18 protein-coding genes are annotated in these 25925 nt (G+C 52.3%); 7 read left to right on the top strand and 11 right to left on the bottom strand.

Going from position 1 to position 25925, the window contains the following annotated elements:
• Positions 1 to 63: 63 nt before the first annotated feature.
• From F0L74_RS06380 to porU, 7 genes are all read right to left on the bottom strand, one after another.
• The gene (locus tag F0L74_RS06380) at positions 64 to 1524 is read right to left on the bottom strand and encodes a murein hydrolase activator EnvC family protein (RefSeq protein ID WP_149836968.1); all 1461 of its coding nucleotides are present in this window, start codon (positions 1522 to 1524) and stop codon (positions 64 to 66) included.
• Between the two features lie 79 nt (positions 1525 to 1603).
• Positions 1604 to 2422: a lipoprotein insertase outer membrane protein LolB1 gene (gene lolB1, locus F0L74_RS06375; RefSeq protein WP_149836967.1), complete on the bottom strand. Its 819-nt coding sequence runs from the start codon at positions 2420 to 2422 to the stop codon at positions 1604 to 1606.
• Between the two features lie 80 nt (positions 2423 to 2502).
• Positions 2503 to 4155, bottom strand: coding sequence for a tetratricopeptide repeat protein (locus F0L74_RS06370; RefSeq protein ID WP_188315876.1), 1653 nt, complete (start codon positions 4153 to 4155; stop codon positions 2503 to 2505).
• Between the two features lie 90 nt (positions 4156 to 4245).
• On the bottom strand, positions 4246 to 4689 hold the full coding sequence (gene dut, locus F0L74_RS06365; protein ID WP_149836965.1) for a dUTP diphosphatase: 444 nt from the start codon (positions 4687 to 4689) through the stop codon (positions 4246 to 4248).
• 75 nt (positions 4690 to 4764) lie between these two features.
• Positions 4765 to 5250: a 2-C-methyl-D-erythritol 2,4-cyclodiphosphate synthase gene (gene ispF, locus F0L74_RS06360; protein ID WP_149836964.1), complete on the bottom strand. Its 486-nt coding sequence runs from the start codon at positions 5248 to 5250 to the stop codon at positions 4765 to 4767.
• An 8-nt stretch (positions 5251 to 5258) separates the two neighbouring features.
• Positions 5259 to 6437: a type IX secretion system outer membrane channel protein PorV gene (gene porV / locus F0L74_RS06355; RefSeq protein ID WP_149836963.1), complete on the bottom strand. Its 1179-nt coding sequence runs from the start codon at positions 6435 to 6437 to the stop codon at positions 5259 to 5261.
• Between the two features lie 107 nt (positions 6438 to 6544).
• Complete coding sequence (gene porU / locus F0L74_RS06350) at positions 6545 to 9949, bottom strand: type IX secretion system sortase PorU (RefSeq protein ID WP_149836962.1); 3405 nt, start codon at positions 9947 to 9949, stop codon at positions 6545 to 6547.
• A gap of 290 nt (positions 9950 to 10239) precedes the next feature.
• Between porU and F0L74_RS06345 the strand changes: the two genes are divergently transcribed.
• Together F0L74_RS06345 and F0L74_RS06340 are read left to right on the top strand one after the other, a co-directional pair.
• A complete protein-coding gene (locus tag F0L74_RS06345) occupies positions 10240 to 11790 on the top strand; it encodes an SUMF1/EgtB/PvdO family nonheme iron enzyme (protein WP_149836961.1) in 1551 nt (516 codons plus the stop codon).
• A gap of 225 nt (positions 11791 to 12015) precedes the next feature.
• Positions 12016 to 13959: a ThuA domain-containing protein gene (locus F0L74_RS06340; protein ID WP_149836960.1), complete on the top strand. Its 1944-nt coding sequence runs from the start codon at positions 12016 to 12018 to the stop codon at positions 13957 to 13959.
• Between the two features lie 214 nt (positions 13960 to 14173).
• Here the strand turns inward: F0L74_RS06340 and bcp are convergent, their stop codons facing one another.
• Positions 14174 to 14638: a thioredoxin-dependent thiol peroxidase gene (gene bcp / locus F0L74_RS06335; RefSeq protein WP_149836959.1), complete on the bottom strand. Its 465-nt coding sequence runs from the start codon at positions 14636 to 14638 to the stop codon at positions 14174 to 14176.
• 3 nt (positions 14639 to 14641) lie between these two features.
• The gene (locus tag F0L74_RS06330; protein ID WP_149836958.1) at positions 14642 to 16354 is read right to left on the bottom strand and encodes a M23 family metallopeptidase; all 1713 of its coding nucleotides are present in this window, start codon (positions 16352 to 16354) and stop codon (positions 14642 to 14644) included.
• 92 nt (positions 16355 to 16446) lie between these two features.
• Between F0L74_RS06330 and F0L74_RS06325 the strand changes: the two genes are divergently transcribed.
• Genes F0L74_RS06325 through F0L74_RS06305 form a run of 5 tightly spaced genes read left to right on the top strand, consistent with a single transcriptional unit; the run spans position 16447 to position 24275 of the window.
• The gene (locus F0L74_RS06325; RefSeq protein WP_149836957.1) at positions 16447 to 17073 is read left to right on the top strand and encodes a conflict system bpX4 domain-containing protein; all 627 of its coding nucleotides are present in this window, start codon (positions 16447 to 16449) and stop codon (positions 17071 to 17073) included.
• Between the two features lie 7 nt (positions 17074 to 17080).
• Positions 17081 to 18235, top strand: a complete 1155-nt coding sequence (locus tag F0L74_RS06320; protein ID WP_149836956.1) for an AAA family ATPase — start codon at positions 17081 to 17083, stop codon at positions 18233 to 18235.
• Positions 18232 to 18963, top strand: coding sequence for a hypothetical protein (locus F0L74_RS06315; protein WP_149836955.1), 732 nt, complete (start codon positions 18232 to 18234; stop codon positions 18961 to 18963). Before F0L74_RS06320 ends, F0L74_RS06315 begins: the two co-directional genes overlap by 4 nt.
• Positions 18956 to 21484, top strand: a complete 2529-nt coding sequence (locus F0L74_RS06310) for a hypothetical protein (RefSeq protein ID WP_149836954.1) — start codon at positions 18956 to 18958, stop codon at positions 21482 to 21484. Before F0L74_RS06315 ends, F0L74_RS06310 begins: the two co-directional genes overlap by 8 nt.
• Positions 21462 to 24275 carry a hypothetical protein gene (locus F0L74_RS06305; RefSeq protein WP_149836953.1) on the top strand — a complete coding sequence of 938 codons (2814 nt, stop codon included), beginning with the start codon at positions 21462 to 21464 and terminating at the stop codon, positions 24273 to 24275. The genes F0L74_RS06310 and F0L74_RS06305 overlap by 23 nt, the downstream gene beginning before the upstream one ends.
• A gap of 9 nt (positions 24276 to 24284) precedes the next feature.
• Here the strand turns inward: F0L74_RS06305 and F0L74_RS06300 are convergent, their stop codons facing one another.
• Positions 24285 to 25085 carry an ABC transporter ATP-binding protein gene (locus F0L74_RS06300; protein WP_149836952.1) on the bottom strand — a complete coding sequence of 267 codons (801 nt, stop codon included), beginning with the start codon at positions 25083 to 25085 and terminating at the stop codon, positions 24285 to 24287.
• A complete protein-coding gene (locus F0L74_RS06295; protein ID WP_149836951.1) occupies positions 25082 to 25870 on the bottom strand; it encodes an ABC transporter permease subunit in 789 nt (262 codons plus the stop codon). Before F0L74_RS06295 ends, F0L74_RS06300 begins: the two co-directional genes overlap by 4 nt.
• Positions 25871 to 25925 lie beyond the last annotated feature (55 nt).

Genomic DNA, 25925 nt, shown 5'->3' with positions numbered 1-25925 from the left:
AAAGAGAAAGTCCGCAGGTATGATACCTTGCGGACTTTCTCTTTTTATGATCAGTAAGTACTGTTATCTTCTCATGATCCACAGTTCCGGGTTCTGTTTCACTACGCCTTTGTAGATCTGCAGTTCCACCTCGCCCTGGTTCTCAATGTCGTTCACACCGGCGGTGCCGATCATCTGGCCGGTCCTTACCTCATCGCCTGTTTTCACGGTTACGGTACGCAGGCGTACGTAGTTGGTAAAATATTGGCCATGGCGGATCATTACTACATAACCGCTGCCCGGTATCACCATTACCCTTCTTACTTCGCCCTGGAAAATGGTCTTTACAGCAGCGCCTTTGGAGGTAGCGATAATGATACCATCGTTCTCCACATTGATCTTTTCTACTACGGCATGGTGCTGTTTACCAAAATGGCCGATGATATTGCCGCTGGTTACGGGCCAGGGCAGCTTGCCACGGTTATTCTCAAAGCTTTCTGAGAGGGCCAGGGCTTCCGGCGTAGCTTCCAGCACGTTGGCGCTCCGGGTGGGGGGCGGTGTACGTTCCGGTTCCGGCGCAGGAGGCGGAGGCGGTGGTGGTTTGGGCGTTTCTTTTACCGGCGGGGGATTATTGGCAGCGGTATTATTGTTGTTATTGGCCGCGGCGGCAGCTGCAGCAGCTGCGGCGGCTTTACGACGGGCCGCCTCTTCCGCTTCGGCCTTGCGGCGTCTTTCTTTTTCTGCTTCTATCGCTTTACGGCGGGCCAGCTCTTCGGCTTCTACCCTGCGGCGCTCTGCTTCTATTTCGCGGCGTATTACGGCGCGGATGGCGTTCTGTACATTCAACGCATCCTTCTTGCGCTTGTTGATATCTGCTACCAGCTCTTTTTCCCTGCCTTTCAGCTTGCTGAGCACTTCGTCCTGTTCCTTGCGGTCATCTTCCAGTGTCTTACGCTCATCCTGTTCCGTTTTGAGCGCGCCGGCCCGTTTTTCCTTCTGGTCACGCAGGCTTTCGATCTTCTGGTTCAGCAGGTCCTGCGTTTGCACAATGGTAGTAGCCTGCCGGTGCCGGTACTCCCGGTATTGTTTCAGGTATTGATAACGGCGAACGGCGTCGTTAAAGCTCTGGGCGGAGAATACGAAGTTGATCAGGTCATAGGTGCTGCGGTTCTTGTATGCATACACTATGAGCTGGGCGTATTGCGCCTTGAGCGTATCCAGGTCTTTTTGCAGGGTCTTTATATCACGGTAGGCGGTATTGATATCGCCGTTAATGAAATTGATCTCTTCGTTGATATTGTTGATCAGGCGGGTACGCAGGGTGATCTTATTACGCAGGGCCCTTAGCTGGCCCAGGCTCTCGCGGGTGGATCGCTTGGTATCCTTTAACGCTTCGTTGGCTTCATCTATCTCTTTTTGCAGCTCTTTTTTCCGGCGCTCCAGATCCTCCCGCGTGGGTTGATTATTCTGCGCCTGCAGCAATGCAGGTGCTAACCAAAGAATGAGTAAACACGGGATAAGCTTCTTCAGATACAACTTGATCATTTTAAGATGGCCGCAAATATATTTCCTATAAACGTTAAAGTTAAATTACAAATCGCAAATACCCAATGTTAATACCAGGCTATTCCCTGCTGTAGGAAGATGGTATGGTGAAGGGGAAGCTCTGCGGCTGGTTAAAATCCATACGGCTAAAGTCCATGGCTATCTTTGTCACATTCTTTTCTTCTACGAAGATGCGGCGGCGGAAGGGGAACTTACGGCCATCTACATCTTTATACTCTCCATATGTGAGCTCGCAGGAGCGGTTACGGGTACTGTCCTTATCCATTACCTTACTTTGTTGCAGCAGGTAGTCATCTGCAAATACGTTAAACAGGCTTGTATATAACGTGCTATCGCAGCTGAATGATATAATGGCCGGGGTTTTTACTACCTGGTACATGGAATCTGACAGGAAAACGGGGTTGCCCACGATCATATCCTGCAGGGTGCTGAAGTCAAAGGGGATATTCAGCAGGTCCTTAGCGTCGCTGAGCGCGCGCAGATATAGTTTTTTATTGAACTTGTCATACGCTTTCAGGCTGTCCGGTGTGATAATGGCGCGGGCCACTTCCCCGATGATGGGGGCGGATACCGATATCCAGATGATGCTGTCTTTCTGCATGCGGATATTGGTGCTGATATTGGACTGACGTTGTTTGTCATTCTCAAAATCTATCTTCAGCTTGGCGGAAAAAGTATTAAAGCCGATGTGATTTTTACGTATGCCGGCCAGGATGGTACGGCTATATGCTGCTGCCTCTGCGTTGGAGGCGCTGTCTGCGGCCGTGATATGGCTGGTGGTATCTGCCGCCGGAAAGGATGTGCGTGCTATTTGCCGCGAATGTCTGCATGATACGAATATAATACTGGCTACTCCCAGTAGAATTAGTTGCTTCATAATCCCAATTACCTATTTCCAATTACAAATTACTATTACGAAGCGCTGTGGCCATCATTAGTAATAAGCAATTTGTAATTCTATAAATCAATATACCTTTTTTCAGCGATCTTTTTAGCCAGGCCTATGGAAGAAGCGCCCTGCTCCTTGGCCCGTTGCCAGTACTCTAATGCTTTTGCTACATCTTTCAGATTAAACAGGATGTCGCCATAGTGCTCTAACACGTTGGGATCCTTTTGCGCGTCCGGGTCTTTCAGGGCTTTCTCTATCCACTCCCGGGCCTCTTCATACTTACCCATGCGAAAGAGGATCCAGGCGTAAGTATCCATATAGGTAGCGCTTTCCGGCTGCAGCTCCAGGGAGCGGCGCGACATTTCCGCGGCCCTGTCCAGCCGTTCGCTGCGCATGGACAGGTAGTAGCTGTAATTATTCAGCACCACGGCATCGTCTGGCCGTACGGTGAGGGCCTTTTCATAGCTGCTGTCTGACTGCGGGTGTCTGCCTACTGCGTGGTAGGAATCGCCCAGCAGGGAGTACACATCCCCCATAAACCGTTTATCGCCGGAGCCGAGCCCTATGGCGTGGTTAAGGGAGATGATGGCCCCGGGGTATTGCTGCAGCAGGAAACTGGCTACCCCTTTGAAATAGAATCCCATAAACTCCTCCGGGAAGCGCTGTGTAACCAGGCTGCTGGCTTTGAGCAGGCTGGCCGCGTCTTCCTTGCGGGAATAGATCCACATCAGCTGGTACCAAACGGAAAACCGGGTAGAGTCCAGGCTGATGGCTTTATTATAATCTGCAAGGGCGCTATCGAGCATATCTGCCTGGGAGAACATATCTGCCCGCAGGGCAAAAGCCTTGGCCTCTGCCGGGTGGGCCTGGATCACCAGGCGGGTAAGCAGCAGCCCTTCATTAAGCTTGGTGCTGTCCATCTGCATCATCTGCAGGTAGGGATATACAAAAGCTACTTTTTCGTCAATGCTGTAATCCGGGTTGGAGAATGCCTGGGTCAGGTAGCCCCAGTAGGTAGCGCTATCGCCTTTTTGTTTGGCGTAGTTGGCCAGGGCTATCATGGAGCGGGCATTATTGGGATCGCGGGCCAGGATATCCTTGTGGATGGCGGTGGCTTCCGCTACGCGGTCGTTGGCGTCATATACTTCCGCCAGCAGCTGGTAATAGCGTACTTCCTGCGGGTTCTGGGCTACGAGCTTGCGTATTTCTGCGGCGGCGCTGTCTACTTTATTCTGTTTGAGCAGTAAACGCTGTTTCTGGTATACCAGCTCTTCCACTACCCCGGACTTTTCTTCCAGCTGGTCAAATACGTCCAGGGCTTCCTGTGTTTTGCCGGCTTTGGAGAGCAGCATGCCTTTATTGAACAGGTAATCTTCGCTTTCCGGGTAACGTTTGCTAAGGCGGTCGTATACCACGGCTGCGCTGTCGAACTGGTTATTCATGCCCATGGCGTCTGCCAGGGCCAGCAGGTACCAGCGGTTGGAGCTATCCAAAGCGGCGGCCCGGCGGGCAAAGCCCAGGGCGTACTGAGGGTTGTTCACCTCCATAAAGAGGCGGGCCAGCTCATAATAAACGGTAGGATTTTGCCTGTTGAGGCGAAGATAATCGGAGTACTGGGTAATGGCCGTCCGGAAATCGCCCAGCATTTTGGAGCGCTGTGCGGCAAAAAACAGACTGTCTGTACGCTGTTGCAACAAGGTAGGATCCTTAATTACAGGCACAGTTTGCGCAGTGGTACTTTTAGAACTACTGCACGCGCTTAGTAAGATCGCGCATCCAAACCCTATAGCGGTAACAATTAAACGCATTCCTCAGGATTTTCCGGTGTGTCCGAAACCACCGTGTCCCCTTTCTGTTGTTGTTAATATCTCTACTGGTTCCAGGCTTGCCTGCGTAACAGGCGCAATCACCATCTGTGCAATGCGGTCGCCGGGGGCTATGGTTTGCGGTTCATTGGATAAGTTGATGATGATCACCTTGATCTCACCTCTATAATCCGCATCTATCGTGCCAGGCGTATTCAGTAGGGTAATGCCTTGTTTGATGGCGAGACCGCTGCGGGGCCTCAGTTGTGCTTCGTAACCAGACGGCAGCTCTATAAATAAACCGGTAGGTACTAATGAACGCTCCAGGGGCTGCAGCGTAAGCGCTGTTTCCAGGTGCGCCCGCAGATCCATGCCGGCTGCGTCTGCAGTGGCGTAGGAAGGCAGCGGATTAGCCGACCGGTTAATGATCTTGACAATTAATTCAGCCATTCGGCAAAGATAAGCATTTAAAAGTCCTGAGACTATGCAAATCCTGATGGATGCCGGGCCATATCTGCATATGGGTTAATCTGCCTTTTCCAGCAGCACGGAGGCATAGGCTACAACGCCTTCCTCCCTGCCTACAAAGCCCAGCTTTTCTGTAGTAGTGGCCTTTATAGACACTTCTTCAGCGCTTAGTTTCAGTATGCCGGCAATGGCGGCCTGCATCTGTGGTACAAAGGGTTTTATTTTGGGCGCCTGCAGGCACAGGGTACTATCCACGTTCACCACCTGGTAGCCCTTCCCTCCTATCAGTTCCACACAGCGCGCCAGGAGGATCTTACTGTCTATGTTCTTGTAGGTATTATCCGTATCCGGGAAATGGAGGCCAATATCCCCCAGGCCAGCGGCGCCCAGCATGGCATCGCAGATGGCGTGCAACAGCACGTCTGCATCGCTGTGGCCCAGCGCGCCCTTATGGTGGGGCACCAGTACGCCGCCCAGCCAAAACTCACGTCCTTCCACCAGCTGGTGGAAATCTACTCCTTGTCCTATGCGTAGTTTAGTCATGAAAGATCTTACCAGTTTGCGGAAGTGCTGTTGTCATCGCCATCCCTGGACAGGTCAAAGCTCAGGGTAAAGCGCAGCGTGTTGGAAAGCGGGTTACGTTGTATACCTGTACCGGAAGGCACCAGGTAAGAGAAGTTCAGGCCAAATACATCGTATTTGATCCCTATACCTGCTGTAAAGTATTTACGGTTGCCCTTGTTCTTATTTTCGTTATAATAACCGGCCCTTACGGCAAACATGTTGTTGTACCAGTATTCCGCGCCGGCAGAGAACATCAGCTCCTGCAGCTCCTCGCTGAAACCGCCGGGCGCATCGCCAAAGGAAGAGAAGATGGATTCCACTGTACCTTTCTCCTTATAAGCGCCGGTGCTATCCGGGGTGGGCACCAGCAGTTTATTGATGTCCAGCGCCAGGGTGATCTTGTTATATTCATCCAGGCCAAAGGTATAGGCGGTGCCTAAGCCCAGGTTGGTGGGTATAAAGTCCTTGTTAAGGGCAGAATTTGTATAGGAGATCTTAGTACCTACGTTGGTGATGGCTACGCCAAAGTTCCAGGTATTTACGGTACCGTTATCCTTCTCATAGTCCTTGGTATAGAAAGCGCTTACATCGCCGGCAAATGCCTTACCGGGTTTGATCACGTTGCCGTTGATCTCGCCGCTGGCCAGGTTGGAGTAGATATAACGCAGGGCCACGCCTACAGACCAGTTGTCAGAGAGCTTACGGGCATAACCGGCGTCAAACGCCCATTCGCGTGGGCGGTAATCGTTCAGGTATGCACCAGAGAAATCTGTAAACTGGATGGTGCCCAGTGAAAAATATCTTAAAGAGGAGCCGATAGCCTCATTTTCGTTCAGCTTCACATAACCGCTCAGGTTAGCCAGGAACACATCGTTTACCAGCTCTTTTAACCAGGGGGTATATGTAACGGCCACGCCTGCATTTTTAGAAGCAAAAGGCAGTTTTGACAGGTTCCAATAAGTGGAGTTTGCATCCGGGGAGATGGCCACGCCTACATCGCCCATGGCGCCGCTACGTGCATCTGGGGAAATCCGTAAGAACGGAACAGCCGTATTGATAGTGTTGGTGCGGCCGTCGAGATCACCGGAACCAATCTGCGCGGAGGTCGTCAGACTGGTGAAAGTGCCATAAATGAACACAAGGCTCAGAGTTACCTTACGGATCATGTAATTTTTATATTTGAAACAGGTTGTAAAAATAACGCCTAATTTATAAATACCAAGAAAAGGGGTCAGGCCAGGGATGCTGAAATTAGTCTTTTTTTGCATAGGTTTTAAAATAAGATGAGTTTTCCTCCTGAAATTTTAGTTTTTTGTTTAGTGCTGACAGTCAACCTGTAAATGTATATTCCAGGTGGTACTTTCGCTCCGGACCCCGCAGCGCCGTCCCAAAGCATGCCATCATAACGGTTACCGGATGCTTTTATTGTTTCCTGCTTTGTTTTTACCAGCTGTCCGGTAACGGTAAAGACCTGCAAAGTTACCTGCAGTTCCTCTCCTTGTTGGTTATGGGTAAAGAAAAACCGCGTTTGGTCATGGAAGGGGTTGGGATAGTTGCCCACCTCCGGAATATCCAGCGTGGAGCTACCTGTTACCACAAATTGCAGGGTGGCGGTGGATGAGTTGTTATACGTATCCCATGCTTTGATGTATAAGGTATGCGGGCCTTCTGCCAGGTTATAGAACGGGAAGCGGATGCTGCCTTTACGGTAGTCATCCAGGGCGGCGGTATAAAAATCGTTGAGGATAAAATACTGGCTGGCGGTATCCAGTACGGCCACCATATCATGCCCTATACCATAGCCGGAGGTGTTGATGCCGCTGCTGTCCCGGAGGTTCACCAGCAGTACGGGATCTGTGCCGGTAGGGCCGCCGTTGCGGAACAACTCCGTATCCATAAAGGCCTGGATCTGCGGGCCGGTGGTGTCCAGGGGTGGGTTAGCCGCCGTGCCGCCTACCTGGTAGCCATCAAAATACCCGCCGGCGTCTGCATCTTCACTGGCCGCATAATAGCTGATCTTACCCGCGCCGGGTTTATAATCAATATCCTTAGGCACCACGAATGTAACGCTGAAGCGGCCGTTCCGTACGCTTTGCTGGCCGCGGAACAGCACCTGCTGTTGCAGGCTGTAACTGGCCGGTTCGCTGCCGGCATCGTTGCCTCGGGTACGTTGTGTAAGAGGTTTATCGTATACCGTTACCTCCAGCGTGCCGTTAAAATCATGCAAAGGGGCGCCCTGCTCATCTGCTATATGGCCGCTTACGGTGTAACGGCCCAGGGCCTTCAGGGTATCTGCCGTGAGCTTTACATCTTTGCCGTTAATGGTATCCGTTACCACGCGGTAGCGGGGAAAGGCCAGGGTAAGGGCAGGATCGCCCAGCAGCTGGAACTTGCGGTTATTGGCTACATCGCTGAGGTTATTATACGTAAGGTTCTTGGCCAGCATGGCCGCTTCTCCCAGGCTGGGCATACGTCCGCCTGCCAGGGGCGTAAAAGCGGTGCTGAAATAATTGGTGTTCATGACCCGGTTGGAGTATGCAAACACGGCCCGGGTGGTGGTCATAAGGCCAATAGCGCCGCCGGCGGCCTGCAGCAGCAATTGCTCGCCCAGGGAGGTGTAGCCCGGGTTATCAAAAGGCGCAAAATCGCAGGTAGCGGTGATCATGAGCGGCAGGCGTTGGGCATTGTCCCAGCCCTGTATAGAAGTATTATCCACCACCACTTCCTCTGCCAGGCGGGAATAGCTGCCATGGCCGGTGTAGTTCCATACCAGGTTACCGTTATTCATCTGGCGCTGGATCTCGCTGTTCACCTGGGGATAGCGGGCGCCCCCGGCGCCGGACTCTTTGGGATAGGCGTCCAGGTAGATCTTATCGATGATACCCTGGGGCCAGGTTACGCCGGCGGTATCGCTTACTGCTTCCGCATCCTGCAGGTGCAGGTTATCATCGCCATCATCTGCCACAAAGGTGAAGCGGTTACGCCAGGCGCCAAAATTGGCGGGGTTATGATAACCGATGATCTTATCCACCACCTGTTGCGCCTGGGCGGGCGTTTGCGCCGGCAGGCGGCCTATCCCCAGATCCAGCAGGTTGCGGGCGCTGATGTCTGTTATATTCTCCCCATCATCCAGGAAACCATAAAAATCGTCAGAGGGGTAAGCGTTAATGAAATCGAGGGAGGCATCGCTTTGCCAGGTGGGCACCAGGTTGGTATTATTGGGTACCCGGTTGCGGTAGTCATAAGAAGCATCTCCAAACAGCAGCAGGTAACGGGGACCGGCGCCGCCGGCTTTATCATAATACATCTTTACAAAATCACGGATAGCAGTGGGATCTGGCGAACCAGCCGCAAATTCGTTATAGATCTGCTGCGTAAGGGCTACGGTTACCTGCAGCTGATCATGTGCAGTATGGTAAGCGGCTAAACGGGCGGCGGCGCTTTGCAGGGCCGGGGTGGTAATAATGATCATGTCTGCTGCCGTGGCGGCATGCAGGTCCTGGTTAGCTACCTGGCCTGTATAGGCTGGCTGGGGCAGCTGCGCGGGGTTAAAAGCCACGTACTCACGCAGGGTGGCCGCCGGCCGTACGAACTGCAGTCTTGTGCCGCTGTGTTGTGCCGGTATATTCACCGGGGCGCCGGCCACGGTAATATCCCATACCTGGGTGGCGGCGCCGGTGTTATCGATGGTAAAACGGCCTACCGCGCCGGGGGCTACGCTGGCCCCATCCCGGAAAAAGAGCGGTTCCTGTGCGGGCAGGGCCAGCGCACAGCGGGCCTGCAGCTCCAGGTAGTCCAGCCAGCCCTGATCGCCATTGCCGCCGCTGTATTGCAGGTTTACCTGCACCTGGGGGCTGGCTATGTTATTAACAGTGTAGTTGCCAATGGCAGCAGTAGCAAAGGCCTCGAATATATTGCCGCTTACCGGCAGCAGGTACAGGCTGCCGGCGGCGGTTTGGTTTACGCTGATGTTAAAATTGCTGCCGCTGCTGCGGGCGGCGGCACGGGCGCGCAGCTGTACCGCGCCGGAGGGGGCAGATGGCAGGTTAAAGTTTACGCTACCGCTAAGTGTACCGCCGGGGGCGTTACTGAACACCGGCCCCCACCATTGTTTGCCACTGTTCACCAGGTTTACGCTGTCCTTTTCATAGAAGGCGCGGTAATCAAAGGCGTTGATGTCTGCGGTAGGCGTGGGCGGCGGGGCATTATCGGTAGCTATGCGCAGGCCGTTCTGCCCAATGTTCAGGAAGTACCACGCGGTATCGCTATAAATATTATACTGGTGGGTATAGGTACGGGTGGCGGCGGCGTAGGTCCAGCTGTGCGGGCCGGGGGCGTAGAACAGCAGGTAATCGTCCCCGTTCAGCAGGCCATCTCCCCCATCAGCTGCCTGCAGGGCTATCTGCGGCAGATCATCCGGCCGGGATATGCTGTTATCTTCCGGCAGGGGCTGACCACCACGGCCAAACAGGCGTACCGCGCCGGCAGCCAGTGCCTGCGTATTAATGCCCATATCATTTAACTGGGAAACCGTAATTTTATAGATACCCGGCTGCGTAATTGCCAACTTATACCAGGTACCGGACGCCAATACGGAGTGGGGGGCATAGGTACGTTGCCCGGAGGCGGCAGACCAGGTAAAGGGCAATAGTAATAGCAACAGACTAAAGGACTTCATAGCGGCGTTAAATATAATGCACTACGCTTTTACTATGCTTAATCATTGGATTATCGTTGAAATATCACCGGATCTTCATCGTAACAGCCGTAGGCTGGCGGTCAATGAAAGGGCCCGGGCGGTTAGGGTAAATGGGCGGCAGCTGACGGCTGTTTTCCCTAACCCATTGAAAGCCAAATTCAATGAAGCTAAATTAAGTCCAAATCTTTACAAATTAATTTTTTTCACTATAAAATAAAATGTACTAAATTTGCGTTTACCTATAAAACCAATACTAAAAGCTGAATCTCATGCATAGATTAACCTCTCTGTCTTTGCTCTTAGGCACCAGTGTGATGCTGGCCACGACCGCCTGTAATAAGGATGGCGGAGGGCTTTTCGGCAAGAAAAAGGAAAAATCCTCTGCAACCGGCTGGAACTATAACGACCCGAAAATGGGTGGTTTCAGCGTGGCTAAACAAAAGGACCAACAAACCGGTCCGGGCCTGGTGTTTGTGCAGGGTGGTACGTTCGCGATGGGCGCCACCGAACAGGATGTAATGATGGACTGGAACAACATTCCCCGTCGTATTACAGTTTCCTCCTTCTATATCGATGAATCTGAAGTTGCCAACGTACACTACCGCGAGTACCTTTTCTGGTTACAGCGCGTATATGGCGAATCTTTCCCGCAGGTATACCGCCAGGCGCTGCCTGATACGCTGGTATGGCGTAGCGAGCTGGCTTATAACGAGCCACTGGTAGAGTACTATTTCCGTCACCCGGCCTATAACGACTATCCGGTAGTAGGCGTAACCTGGAAACAGGCCACCGACTATGCCAAATGGCGTTCTAACCGTGTGAACGAAAAGATGCTGATGGATAAAGGCCTGCTGAACAAAGCAGACGTAGCCAACCAGGCAGATGACAATACTTTTGATACCAAAGCATATACCGCCGGCCTGTACGAAGGTACACCCGGTAAAATGTCCAAATCTGTAAAAGACCAGTTCAAGAACGCAGACGGCTCACCCCGTACCGCCCAGTTCGAAGACGGTGTAATGCTGCCGGCTTACCGCCTGCCCACAGAAGCAGAATGGGAATATGCAGCTTTAGGTTATGTAGGTCAGAACCCCTCTCCTTCCAAGAAAGAAGGTAAACGTGGTGAGGAGTTGATCATGAACAAACAGGTGTACTCCTGGGGTACCAATACCAGCGGTTTAAGGGATATCCGCCGCGGCAACTGGCAAGGTCAGTTCCTGGCGAACTTTAAACGCGGTTCCGGTGATAACATGGGTATGGCAGGTGGTCTGAATGACCGTGCTTCCATCCCTGGCCCTACCCGCACCTTCTTCCCCAACACCTTCGGTATCTATAACATGTCCGGTAACGTAAGCGAATGGGTACTGGACGTTTACAGACCACTGAACCCGATCGATGGGGATGACTTTAACTACTTCCGTGGTAACAAGTTCCAGACTACCTATATGAATGGCGAGAATGAGCCTGAAAAAGATAGCCTGGGCGTGCTGAAGATGCGCGATGTGACCGACGAAGAAAGCGCTAACCGTCTGAACTACCAGAAAGGTGATGTGATCAACTACCTGGATGGTGACTCCCTGTCACAGGTACAGTATGGTTACGGCGTCACTTCCCTGGTGAACGATAAATCCCGCGTAGTAAAAGGTGGTAGCTGGAACGACCGCGCTTATTGGCTGTCTCCCGGTACCCGCCGTTACATGCAGGAAGATATGGCTACCAACACCGTTGGCTTCCGTTGCGCTATGGACCGCGTAGGTAGTCCAGAAGGTAACAAGTTCAAAACTGGTAACCTGTTCAAGAAACAGCGTCAGAAGAGATAGTAGATCGTAGCAGCTGTATAAGCTGAGCAGATAAATTTTACGGGCTGATTAAAAAGTGAAATGAAGATACTTTTTAGTCAGCCCGTTTTCTTTTTTGTATAAGTTAATGCCTATACCTACAGTACCTGTGCCTTTGCCTTTGTAAACCATATCACCCGTAGCATTAACCTGTCGTAGCGCCTGCAAATCCATATCCTATTCGTAATAACCACTAAATCCACCCTCATGAAAACCAACATGTCCCTATGCAAGCGGCTCACATTCGCCCTACTTGCCATGTTACTGTCCGTAGCATTCAACGTACAGGCGCAAACGCCCAAGTTTAAGGTTGTAGCGTTCTACAACGGCACCTACGACGCCGCCCACATCAATTTTGTGCAGGAAGCCAACCGCTGGTTCCCCCAGCTGGCTGCCCAGTACGGATTCTCTTACACCGCTACCAACAACTGGAACAACCTGAATGCGAGCTATCTTTCGCAATACCAGGTAGTGCTGTTCCTGGATGATGCGCCTACCGGCGCGGCACAGCGTGCGGCATTTCAAACGTATATGCAGAACGGCGGAGGCTGGATGGGCTTCCACGTATGCGCTTATACGGACAACTCCAATAACTGGAGCTGGTACAACAACACATTCCTGGGCTCCGGCAATTTCCGTGGCAACACCTGGGGGCCTTCCAGCGCTATCCTGACCTGCGAAGACCGCACCCATCCCAGCACGCAGCGCCTGCCCGCCACCTTCACCTCCGCAGTGAGCGAATGGTACAGCTGGAACAACGACCTGCGCCAGAACCCTAACATCAAGGTGCTCTGCTCCATCAACCCGCAGAGCTTCCCGCTGGGTAACCAGAATGGTAATATCTGGACCAGTGGTTACTATCCTATTATCTGGACGAACAAGAATTACAAGATGGTATATGCCAATTTTGGGCATAATGCCATGAACTACGCCACCAACCAGGGCCTCTCCTCCACTTTTGGCAGCGAGATCCAGAACCGGTTCATTACAGACGCTATCCTGTGGCTGGGCGGCGCGCCCACCGGCCCTGCGCCTGCCATTGCCATTCCCGGCACCGTACAGGCAGAGAACTTTACCGACATGAACAACATCCAGACAGAGGTAACTACCGATGCTGGCGGTGGCATGAACGTAGGTTATATTGATGCAGGCAGCTGGATGGATTATAAGGTAAAAGTACAGACCGCCGGCACTTACAATGTACAGTTCCGAGTAGCCAGCCAGAATGGCGGCGGCAGCTTCCAGCTGTTATCCGGCGCAAGCGCCCTGACGCCCAGCACCGCAGCACCTGCTACCGGCGCATGGCAAACCTGGACCACCGTTAACAGCACCGCCACCCTGGCAGCAGGCGAGCAAACCATCCGTTTCCAGGCGCTGAGCGCTGGTTTTAACCTGAACTGGATGCAGTTCACGGCTACGGGGGATACCACCACTAATCCGCCCACAGAAGACCCGGATACCACAGTAGCGCCCATTGGCCAAACTATCTGGTTACGCGGTTTCAACAACCAGTACGTGAGCTCCAAGAACGGCGTAGGCGCCATGTGGTGTAACGCTACCGTAGTAGGCGGCTGGAACCAGTTCCTGGTATCCGATGCGGGTAATGGCAAGATTACCCTCAGCAACCAGGGCATGTATGTATCTTCTGAGAACGGCGAACAGGCCATGACCTGTAACCGCCCTGCCCCGCAAGCCTGGGAAGAGTTTGATTGGATCAAAAATGCGGATGGCACTATCTCCCTGAGAGGTAATAACGGTATGTTCGTATCTTCTGAAAACGGTACACAAGCCATGAACTGTAACCGTCCGGAAGCACAGGGCTGGGAAGCCTTTAACTGGGGCGTAGTGGGCGCTGCAGCCGCTAACGCAAGAATGGTGGCTGTTAAACAGGAAGCAGCTACAGAAGAGATACCTTCTGTAGTATATCCCAACCCTTTCCGCACGCAGGTGAACTATACCTTGCCCGGCAAGTATCCTTCCCATGTCGTAACTATCTACGACCTTAACGGGCGTCAGCAGCTGCGTAAGGAAGTAAGGGCGCCGCAATCCACTTACAGCCTGGATGTAAGCAGACTGCGCACCGGCCTTTATATCATGGATATTTCCAGCGGCGTGTATCACAAACGGGTAAAGATCCAGAAAGTGGATTAATACTTTGTTACGTATAAGGCATAAAAAGGGCCGGTCTGAAGGTATTATCCTTTGGCCGGCCCTTTCTGGTGATATTTTAACAGGCTTCTCCTAGTCCTCTCCTTGTCCTCTCCTAGTGCTCTCCTTGTCTTATCCTTGTCCCGGGGGTATTTGGTTAAAATAGTATCATCATCCCCCATTAGCACATTAGCACATTAGCATATTAGCACATTAACTAATCTCCCCAGGCTTCCAGTATTTCCTGTGTATGGTTTTTGGAATGCGGTTTATCAATGATGCGGTGGATGATCCCTTTTTCATTGATGAGGAAAGTGGTACGGTGCGTGCCGTCATAGATACGGCCCATGAATTTTTTTTCTCCAAACACGCCATAAGCGTTCAGGATCGTTTTGTCCTCATCTGCCAGCAGGGGAAAAGGCAGCTCATGCTTTGTTGCAAATTTCTGATGGCTCTTTACACTGTCTTCGCTTACGCCTATTACCGTATAACCTTTCTGCAGCAGCAGCTGGTAGTTATCCCGCAGGTTGCAGGCCTGCACGGTGCAGGTAGGCGTCATATCATGCGGGTAAAAATACAGTACTACTTTTTTGCCTTTAAGTGATGCCAGGCTAATGGTATTACCATCCTGGTCTACGCCCTTAAATGCCGGTGCTTTATCACCTACTTTTAAATGGAACATGTTCTATCTTCTAAAATTCAATGTATGTGTACCAATGTTGCCTGCTACGTCTGTTACCATCAGCTTTAAGCTATGTGCGCCTGGCGGACAGTGCTCATCAAATGTGTAAGTAAGCACCATGCCTTTACGGGAGAGCATCAGCCATTTACCATCCAGCTCTGCGCGGTAACTCTTAATGCCGCTGTTATCGCTCATGCTGAAGGATAGCTTTACCGCTTTGGATAAGCTGGCTCCGTTCTTTACAGCGCCCAGCACAGTAACCCTTGGGGCAATGGTATCCGCCTCCAGGTGGAATACGCCAAAATCGCGGAAGCTGCCGGTATACCATCCGTTCTTGTTCCAGCCCTGGTCCAGTACCGCGCCGGATACGCTCTCTCCCATCCCTTCCCGCACGATCACCATTTTGGATTGCAGGTGCTCCGGTATGGGCCGGCTGGGTTTTATACGCAGCTCAAAATCTTCCTGTATGGGCACCAGCGGCGTATGCAGGCGATAGTTGTTGGAGTAGGCCTTGGAACTGTTATTAGGCAGCTCCTGGTAAGTGAAACAGATCTGATCATACAGCGCGGAATCTTTCAGGAAAAACTCCACCTGGTTATTTTCAAAGATATTATGCGACTGCGGGTACATGGTGTTGGCGCAGGCCGGGGCTGGGGCCGGCTGCCCTTCCTGTTGCAGCTGGAATCTTACGGTGCTGCTGTTACCATAGGCATCCTTTACCAGCAACTTAATGGCATGCGCCGTTCCATCTGTGAGGTCCAGGGCGCCATCTCCTTTCAGGTTGTGATAGATGTTGAGCATATTGCCGGGCAAAGAGAACATAAGCTGCAGAAAAGGCCCGCCGCCTTTTTTCACTTTATAGTCAATATGCGCATTCAGGTAACGCGTTTCTTCGTAGCCAATATCGTCCAGCTGAAAATCGATATTGGGTATATCGTTATCTATCAATACGGCTTCAAAAATGCCGTTGGGATTGTCTGAATTGCTTTGGCGATCAATGGCCTGTACGGCCACGCCTGCCTTGGCTGCGCGTATTTTTATGATGGGCTGGGTGGTCACATACTCGCCGCCTGCCTTCTTTACCGGCACCATCAGCGGTTGCTGTTCGTAGATGCTTTTATCCATATCGTAGATGGCTATGCGGGATACTTCCGGCGCGCGGGTATCCGGCACGTCAAAACCAAACAGCAGGGGGTTGAGCGGTTTTTCTGTTTGTGAGTTCCTGATCTCGAAATGCAGGTGGGGGCCTGCGGAGCCGCCGGTATTACCGCTCCAGGCAATAAACTGCCCTTTTTTAACCGGGAAACGGTCTGCCGGGATGGTAATGTCTATTGCCCAGCCCTCCTGCTCATACTCCCGTTGTTTCACATATTGCTCCAGCTCCGGGAAATAGCGGTTCAGATGCGCGTACACGGTGGTATACCCATTGGGGTGCGTAATGTAGATCGCGTTGCCAAAACCCGTATGCGACACGCTGATGCGGCTCACATATCCGTCTGCGGCGGCATGCACAGGCAGGTTCTCGCGCTGCTGGGTCTTAATATCCATACCGGAATGGAAATGGTTAGGCCGCAGCTCGCCAAAATTGCCGGCCAGTACGATGGGGATATTCAGCGGATCACGAAAATATCCCTGCGGATAGTTCTTACCGGGCAGATACTGGGCATGCAACAGCTGAGGGAATACACAACAAAAGCCAATGAGTTTTCTGATCATAGGTGCAAATGTAAGGGCCAGAAAGAAATAATTATAAGCTAATCACAAAAGCATAAAGGGTTTAAATAAGTTTAATTATCTTCATTTTTAATATGAGGTTAACCGGTTTTATATCAGATCTGATTGGGGGAACTGGTGTAACGGTAGCCGGAGAAGTACTTCCGTTTGGGGAAGATGATGTGCAGGAAACCATTGATGTATTAGGACGATACTATGTTAATGATGTCATCGGGATGCCTCACCATGCCCCGGCGTTCAACCCACAGGCAGCTGCCTGGAGCGCCCGCTACCTATACCATGTGATCCAGTTGATGCTCTTGCGTCATTTGGGAAATGAACAACTCGATGTATTGTTGATCCCGTTTCCCGGTGAAATAGATGCAGCCGCCATTTATACAACGGATCTTACATTCCGGCATTTGCCGGAACTGTTTCAGCTGGCCAGGAGCCTGGCCCCTGGAGATCCGCTGGTACAGCGCCTTACAGACACTGCTTTGCAATGGCCTTTTTCTGCCGCGGGTATTGCCCTGCCGGCGGAGCCTGCGCTGGATACGGTCCTTGATCACCCTTCGCTACGGATAGCGTATGTGGACAGGATCATTACCCGGCGCGATACGGCCCGTTGTAATAACCCGCATATAACAGCGCTTGTGCTGGAAGCCCTGGGCGCCTATCCTGAAAAGTTGTGGCCGGAATTACCCCTTCTTCTGAAAAAATAATGTTCGAATGGATACTGAACAAACGAAAGTATGGCAACTGGTAGACCGCCTGAATGATGTCATGCAACACCTCAAAAGCACCTTCGTAGGCAAGGATGATATTATAGACCTGATGGGCATTTGCCTGGCAGGCCGTGAGAACCTGTTCCTGCTGGGCCCTCCCGGCACGGCTAAAAGCGCGCTGGTACGGGAGCTGGCCAGGCTGCTGGAAGGCAAGTCCTTCGAGTACCTGCTTACCCGTTTTACGGAGCCTAATGAGCTGTTTGGCCCTTTTGATATCCGCAAGCTGCGGGAGGGCGACCTGGTGACCAATACGGAAGGTATGTTGCCAGAGGCCTCGCTCATCTTCCTGGATGAGCTGCTGAATGCCAACAGCGCTATCCTTAACAGCCTGCTCATGGTGCTGAATGAAAGGATCTTCCGCCGGGGCCGCGAAACCCGCCACCTGCCGGCGCTGATGATCATTGGCGCCAGTAACCACCTGCCGGAAGATGAAGCGCTGCAGGCCCTGTTTGACCGTTTCCTGATACGGGTACGTTGTGATTATGTGGACCCGCAGCAGTTATCCGCCGTATTACACGCCGGCTGGAACCTGGAACTACCTAAAACGGCGCTGCATACCGCTATGGATGCGGAAGATATACGCCTGCTGCAACAACAACTGGCCAACGTAGACCTGCAAGGCATACGGCCTGTTTATATAACGCTGGTGCAACAGCTCCGTAACGCCGGCCTTATGGTATCTGACAGGCGCGCGGTAAAGCTGCAAAGGCTGATAGCCGCCAGCGCCCTGCTGAGCAAACGTTTTACCGCCTACCCTTCTGATCTGTGGGTACTGAAATATATCTGGGACACGGAAGAGCAACAGGAGATCATTGCCGGTATTGTAAACACCGTGGTGGAAGCGGATGAGGAACGTGCGGATAACCATCCCCGCTCCCGTGTTAACAGCACACCGGATGCGGACGAGATCTATAAGGAGGTGATGGCGCTAACAGCCCAATGGGACCAACCGGAAACCGCCCGTGCAGACCGTTCCGCCATTAAAGACCGGCTGCGTTACCTGAACGGGCGCTGCGAATGGATCAGCAATGATACTCAACGCCAATATGTGCTGCAGCCAATTGACCAGTTATGGCAGAAAATAATGCAAACCGCATGAGTGGTATAAAAGAATGGATATTGGTACTGGCCCACCAGGACGTTGCCGCGCTGGGCGCGGTACGGGACCTGGAAGGGCTGCGGGCGGCCACGCATGGGGAAGAACTGTGGGTAAGGGGCATTAGCATAGCAGCCAGGGCGGAACTGAAGCTGCAACAATTACCCACGCTGCATACCTATATGCTGGATGAACAGGAACGCCTGTTCCCGCCCGGCAAGCCTACACCTATAGGGCAATTACCCCGGGTGCGCTGGCGAACCTTAAAGGAGTTTATGCCTGTTACGCTGCCGGTATCCGCCATGCCAGGCGCATTACCGGCCCCCTACCCTATACAGCTGGCGCCCTGCAGCACACCGCAGGAAGGCAATGCCCTGCTAACGGACCTGGCTACCTGGAAAACATATGCGGAGGGAGCGCCGCAGGTCCGCCTGCAGCCCCTGCGTTTTGCTGTATCTGAAAACAATACCGTGCTGATACTGGGCACCCCGCTACCGCCTGTGCCCGGCCGCGAGTATTTCCTACGCGATAATATATTGCTGCCCTGCGGGTTTGAATTTGACCCGCCGGTGATAGCGGCATTAGTAGCCCGTAAGCTGAACCCCCAGCAGCAAAACCTGCTGCTGTTCGATACCGAGGGGCAATGGGAGCAGATACCGCCGGAGTACTTTGTACCCTGTACACGTAGTGCAATACGGCTTACAAAAGAAAGGAGGACCGAAGATGACTAATGACCTGATCCGGTTGAATGCCTATTTCAGCACGCCACCAGGCCATTTCTGGAACTGGTCGGAGGAAGAGGTCATTCCGCCGCTTACCTTCGATATTCCCGCGCCTCCCATGGAGGCAATTGAATGGCAGCAGCAAGCCACCATCTGTTACCGGGAGGAGCTGGTTAATATCCTGCAAGCGCTGGCCCCGCAGGGCTTACCACCCCTGGCATCCATACTGCTGGTGATGACGGCCTGCGGGAATCCTTCCCTTATAACTGTTAATACGCTACAAAACTTAGTGTTGCCACCGGAAGGCGAAGACAGGGCTACCGTAGTAGCGGATATGGCGCTGCTGATACGGGTGGTGCAACTGCTGCAACATATCTCGCAATTGCCGGCAGAATACCGTTCCGGCAGCAATAAAACGCTGTTGCTGCAAATCATCTTTAAAGACGCGGCCACCCTGCAGGGGCAAGATGACCTGCTAAGCATGTTTAACAGCGGTGAATATGATCAGGCCATCCTGGATAGCGTAACGACAGACGTAACGCTGGATACCATGCCCGCTTACCTGCGGCGGCGGTTACGGAGCCATTTCCGTACAGACCTGGAAGCATTTGAGCCGGCAATAAAAACCTATGCCTCCACCGAAGCGCTGTTACAAAAACTGCGCACCGGCGTAGAACGTATACCAACGCCGGCCCCTATTACGCTACCGGAACCGCCGCCATCTGAAAAAGACCTCCTAACACAACTGGCAGAAGATGAAAATACCGCCGGCCTTACCCGTTTAACACAACGCGTAATGGCGGCGTTAAAGATACCTATGCATGCCCAGGGCAGCAGTGACCAGTCATTTGGCGGCGTATCAGATATCACGAACCGCGGCAGTTTTGACCGCCTGCTGTTAAGTGAGCTGGCATATGATGATGAGCTGCTGAGCGCCCGCCTGGCTAATAACGAAGCCCTGTACCTGCGCCGGGAGGAACTGCCTTCCAAACGCAATAAGGAATGGGTAATACTAGTGGATACCACGCTAAAGATGTGGGGCCTGCCGCGCGTGTTTGCCATGGCAGCCGCCCTGGCCTGCTCCCGCCACAATAAGGCGCATGCCAGCCTGCAGGCCTATACGCTGGGTAATAAAAGCCATCAACCGCTGGACCTGTTGAGCAAGGACGGTATTATTAACGGGCTGGAGAAAATGGATACTGCCTTACACAGCGGGGAGGCACTGCTGGCTTTATTGGGACAGCAGCCCCGGAGCGACGACCGTTCCTTTTTCCTGATCACCGATGAGCAAACACTGGCGTCGCCCGCGTTTCAGCCGGCCCTGGCCAGCTTGTACCAGCATCCGGGGTTTATCATCACCGTGAACCGGAATGGCGGGCTGTGTTGTTATGAGCTGGTGAACGGCCGTAAAAAGCCGGTTGCCTATGCCTTTTTTGACCTGGATGAGCTGCTGTTTGCCCCGCCTAAACAGTCAGATAAAACGCCCGTTACTCCCCGTGTTCTACCAGCAGGCGACTGGCCGGTGCTCTTTAAGGAAGATCCTTTTCCGCTGCGATTTCCGACCTCCAAAGTGATAATAAATCAATACACTGTTGTCCATCTCGGAGATAGGGGCGTACTAGCGGTTACCCAGGATCAGCGTGTATTATACTGGGATACCCGCAAAAAAGGCGCTTATGAAGTGATGAGCTTTATTGAGGAGGGCAATTATTATTTTGGGGTTGACCAGCAGAAGGCACGGGTATACCTGCTGCTGTACATGATCTCAAAAAAACGGCTGCAGCTGTATGAAATATCGTTGAATACGCTGGATGTAAGTTGCACATCACTGGAACAGGAAGTAACAGGTATAAGGGAGACGGTATTTTACCTTAACTGCTTTTTTGTAAGAACGGCTGCAGGCACTTTCTCCATCAATGCAGACAATGCTACTATCCGGCAAGGGGAACACCTGAGTGAAGCGGTACTGGAGTCTGTGAGTAAGCGGCATGCCTTGGGGCTGGAAGTACGGAACCGGATAACTTCATTCATAAACAACGGATACAGCGTATTAAGCAGTATCGGAGGGCTCTACGTTAACGGCGCTCACCGATTGATGATTGGCAGCTGGGTGGTGGACGCGCAGGAGGATGACCGCATAAAACTCAGAAAGCAGCCTGCCAGGCAGACGAGCTGGCCGGGCTACATGCCAAAGATCACTGCCGTGCGCAAAGGGGCCACATTCCCTGCTCCTTTTAACCCGAAGGTAACAATGGAGACATTTACCTGGCCGGACGGCAGCGAGACCATTGTAGACTCACGCGGCCTGTTGTATTTACGCAGCGCGGACAGGACCATACCGGAAATATGCATTTTGCTGATCCTGGACCAGTTCACTGCCTGCTGGGCGGCGGATGGGACCACCTGCGGCAATACCTATTTTATTTTAAACGAAGCGGAGAAACATGTGAGTGGAAAACACTTCTACCAACATTATATCCAACGTTTCATTGATAGCTTAATAAATTATGCAGCTCGCACTACAGTTTAACCCACATATCAAACACCCGGTTGCCGCGGCTTTTATACAAGGCGCCACACCCGGTATATGGCTGCGCGAAATAAACGACTGGGGCATAGCCGTAGAACAGCTTACCTGTTTTATTGTGCCGCAGCAATTTGACAAGGTAGCTGCAGCCGGCCTGCTGGTGATCTTTCCGCAGGGTAAAGCGCCCGCTGCCAACAGTCTCCGTTATCCTTACGGCGTGGTGGCCGGCAAATTGTTCCTGCCTGTGCATGCAGACCTTACGCCCGTCTTAACCCTGCCGGAGCTGCAGGAGCTGCTGGTATGGGATTATCAGCTATACCATCCTTCCATCGGCTTTGTAGGTTTTGAGACCGCAGACCGCTTATCGCTGGCAGACCTGCTGGCTTGGCCCGCGCCCCTGGACAATGACTGGACCTTTGCGCATACCGGGCTACCTGCGCCGGCCCCGCTGGAGGAGGTGAGCGTACAGCGGCTTAACGCCGCATCCGTTTTCGAATCCCTCCAGGAGTCTGTAGGTCACCGGCCTTTGACGGATATTATCCCGGAAAGGGAAAAGGAACAGGACCGCAGCATACCGTCTAAACTACTGGGTATGTTGCTGCGGCCTTTATTTCTGCTGGCGCAAAACTTATACCGCAGCAAGCCGCCTGTTACCAGCAGCAGCACCCCCTACAGGCAAGAGGAGCGGCCCATTACCGGTAAACCACGTAAGCGGTGGCAATGGCCATGGCAATGGCAATGGCGGCGGCCCCGCTGGGTGCAGCGGATAGAAAGCTGGGTGGAAATGCGTATGGAGGAACTGATGGCCAAACGAGACAGCGAGCTGCAACGCCTGATGAAGTTATTTGATACGGACCCGGATGAGGCTTTACAATATGCCATACCGCTGGGAGACCCTTATATGGGCCGTGGAGAAGCGCCCCCCTCTGCCCAACTGGACAAACGGCCCACCAATTTTGACCTGAGCCGGCTGGGTGGCGGACAGCCCATAGACAACTGGAATGTGGGCAATTACTACTCCGATCTGCGTCAAAAATACCAGCAGGCCGCAGAAAAAGAGCTGGCGGCCGGTAACTATAAAAAAGCCGCTTATATCTATGCCCACCTGCTGGGCAATTACCAGGCCGCAGCCCAGGCACTGGAACAGGGCCGGTATTACCGCGAAGCAGCTGCATTGTATAAGGAACATATCAAAAATTTACCCGCGGCGGCAGCCTGCCTGGAGAAAGGCGGATTGTACCTGGAGGCCATTGAACTGTATGACAGCCTGCTGCAGCACGAACAGGCCGGCGACCTGTATATGCGGATGGAACAACGGGAGCAGGCAGCCATACGCTATGAGCGTTGTATTGAATATGCCCTCAACCATCAAAACCTGCTGGATGCGGCCCGTATCATGGAACAAAAGCTGCAACAGCCGGAAAGGGCCAAACAAAACCTGATGCAGGGCTGGCAGGATAACCGGCAGGCAGTGTCCTGTCTTACCCGTTATTTTGAGATGACAGCGGCCGATAAGGAAGCCGGCCCGCTGGAAGACCATGTGCGCCAGGTATTTGACCAGGAAACGCCGGCATCCCGGCATATTGATTTCCTGAGCGTGCTGATGGCCGTGCATAAGCAATATTCCCAGCCGGAACTTACCACAACCGCCGCAGATATCACCTATGAGGTAATAGGCAAACAGCTGTCTGAAGACGATATCAGTAACATAGCCCTGCTGCAGCATTTTATACCGGAAGACCGCCTGTTACCCGTGGACCTGCAACGGTTCACCGCTAACCGGAAACCTTTGCCCAAACCACGGCCGGCGGTCACCAGCTTTCAACTGGCCCGGGATACCCGTTGGGTGGGCGCGGTAAGTTATGGCGCCCAGCTGCTGATACTGGGGGTAAAAGATACCGGTATGTACCTGGTGCGCGCCAATGAGGAAGGCAAACTGGAATACCATCTGTGGTCCATGCCGGTGGAAAAGCTCGCGGGCTTCACGTTCCTTAGCAATCCTTCTTTTTCTGACAATGTATATTTACAGGCTAATATTTATTCCGATAAGAAGGGCTGGAAGGATGGTACCACAGTGGGCTTACAGGATAAACTGCTGACGCAAACGCCTGCTTTCCCAAAGAAAATACCCATAAAATGCCCTACATGGCTGCCCAAAAACCTGCTGGGCTTTGGCTTGTCGCCAGATGGGCATATTTTCACCGTGCATGTAGAGGACAATCACCATCTCACCCTGCGATGCTATAGCGTTACCACTGGCCTCCGGTATGTAAATGATTGCCGGATAGCCGGCGACAGCATGCGCTTTATTACGGCGCCGGCCGCTGCCCAGGAGATGATCTGCCGCGATAATTATTTTTACCTGTATTATGGGGAATATGTGTTGCGGGTAACGTTCCTTGGCGAGATGCAGGCCACGCGCCTGAAGGGCAGTGTAATAATGCTGGCTGACAGCACCATAGATACGGCCACCACTATTGTAGCCGCTACGGAAGCCGGCTGTGTATTATTGGTGCCTACCCAGTATAACATGAATGTGCAACAACACTATTTTGCCGCCGGACAGGGGATCAAAGCTGTTTGTTATGTACCAGGTGGCCTGGTAGTGGTAGCCGGACCTAAACATGCCGCTGTGTATAGCATGAAAGATATACATGGCAAAAAAGACGAGCCTTTCATGGTGATCAATACAGATAGCGCCATAGTAGCCGTAAGGACTATTTCCAAACGCCACCACTGCGCTATTATAGAAGAGAACGGACGGGTATCCATCCACTACCTCTTACACACATAACAGCAGTTTTTATAACTGCTGTTTTATCTCTTGTATCAGTTTTATAAAATCAGGATTGGTATGGATATCCGGTCTCCAGGCCAGGTCCGTTTTACAAAGGTCATATTCCTTTACAATGGTGGCGCCGGGTTTGCCTTCTTCCGTACCCAGGATCCAAACGGTATCAGAGATGGCCGCCGCATTCTCAATGTCGTGGCTTACAATGATCAGCGTATTCTGCTCATGCAGGGTAGATACGCGCAGCAGCAGTTTGATCACCTTATCGATCATGAGTATATCCAGACCGGAGAAGGGCTCATCCAGCAATATGAACTTATTGCCGGTCAATACCTGCTGAATGATGCTTACCCTTTGACGCTGCCCGCCGCTTAACTGTGCGGGATATTTCTTCAGGTGCTCTGTTAATTCAAAGGTCTCCGCGTAATCAGCAATGATCCTTTTCTTTTCATCGTCAGATAGTTTTACAGCGGCATTATCCAGCCCTATCTTCAGGTTATGGTAAATGGTGCGGTGGTTGAACAGCACATAATGCTGGGGCACAATACCCATTTCGCCGGCAGCTACCGGGTGCTGGTCTTCTTCTATGGTCACTATGCCGCTGGTGGGTTTTATTAACCCTGCCAGGATCTTGAACAGCTGGGTCTTACCAATGCCGCTGCGGCCTATGAGAGATACTACCTGGCCCTGTGATACTTCCGGCCGGTGAATATCCTGGATCGAAAAATTGATGTCACGCAAGATCTGTTTGTCGCCATACTGCAGGTTTACCCCATCAGCCTTTAACAACACGTTATGTTTCGTATAATTCATGAGTGGCGGATTTGAAGTTGGGTATAGGGGAACAGCCAGTGGCGCATTTTGCCCAGGATATAATCAAACAAAACACCCAGTATAAAAATGATCACCAGGGTACCGAATACTTTTTCCAGCTGCACGTATTTATTGGCTTTTATGAGCATTACGCCCAGTCCGCCTTCGCTCATGCTCAGGCCTTCCACGCTGGTGATCATGAGCCAGGCAATGGCAAAGTTCTGCCGCATTACTTCAAACACCTGGTCCAGCCGGCCGCGGATCACTACCTCCAGCCATGTTTTCCAGGAATTCATACGCAAGGTGGTACACAGCTCGAACTCCTGCACACTGATGTTCTCAAAAACGGCCAGCAAAGAGGTAACGAAGAAAGGCACAATACCAAAGATGAGCAGGCTTATCTTCAGCTGATGGCCATTCTGCGTCCATAAGGTAAACAGGAATATAAGACCGGTAAGGGTGAGGTAACGGCATTTTACCACAAACCGGGAAATAGGATGGAAAAAGGGGATCATAGACAGGTAACTGATCACCAGCGCTATGATAATGGAAATAGCCATGCCCTTGATGGTAAGGGAAAGGCTGCTAAAGAGGTTATCTATAAAATCACGTTCGGTAACAATGGCGCCCAGGGACTGCAGCACCTTGACAGGCGTGGGAATAAGCCCGCCGCCGCTCAGCTGCCAGGCAACCAGGGCCAGCACTGCTTCCGCGATCATCAGGAACAGCATGTTCCGCCGGCTGATGATACGTAGTGGTTCAAAAATGGATTTGATAAAATGCATGGTATAGGAAATTAAATGTCCTGCCCCTGTATGGGACAGGACATTTGTAATAGAA

Origin of the sequence: Chitinophaga agrisoli, from assembly GCF_008386695.1 — a bacterium.
GTDB classification, from domain to species: Bacteria; Bacteroidota; Bacteroidia; order Chitinophagales; family Chitinophagaceae; genus Chitinophaga; species Chitinophaga agrisoli.
This window is presented reverse-complemented; position numbering and strand designations above follow the sequence as displayed.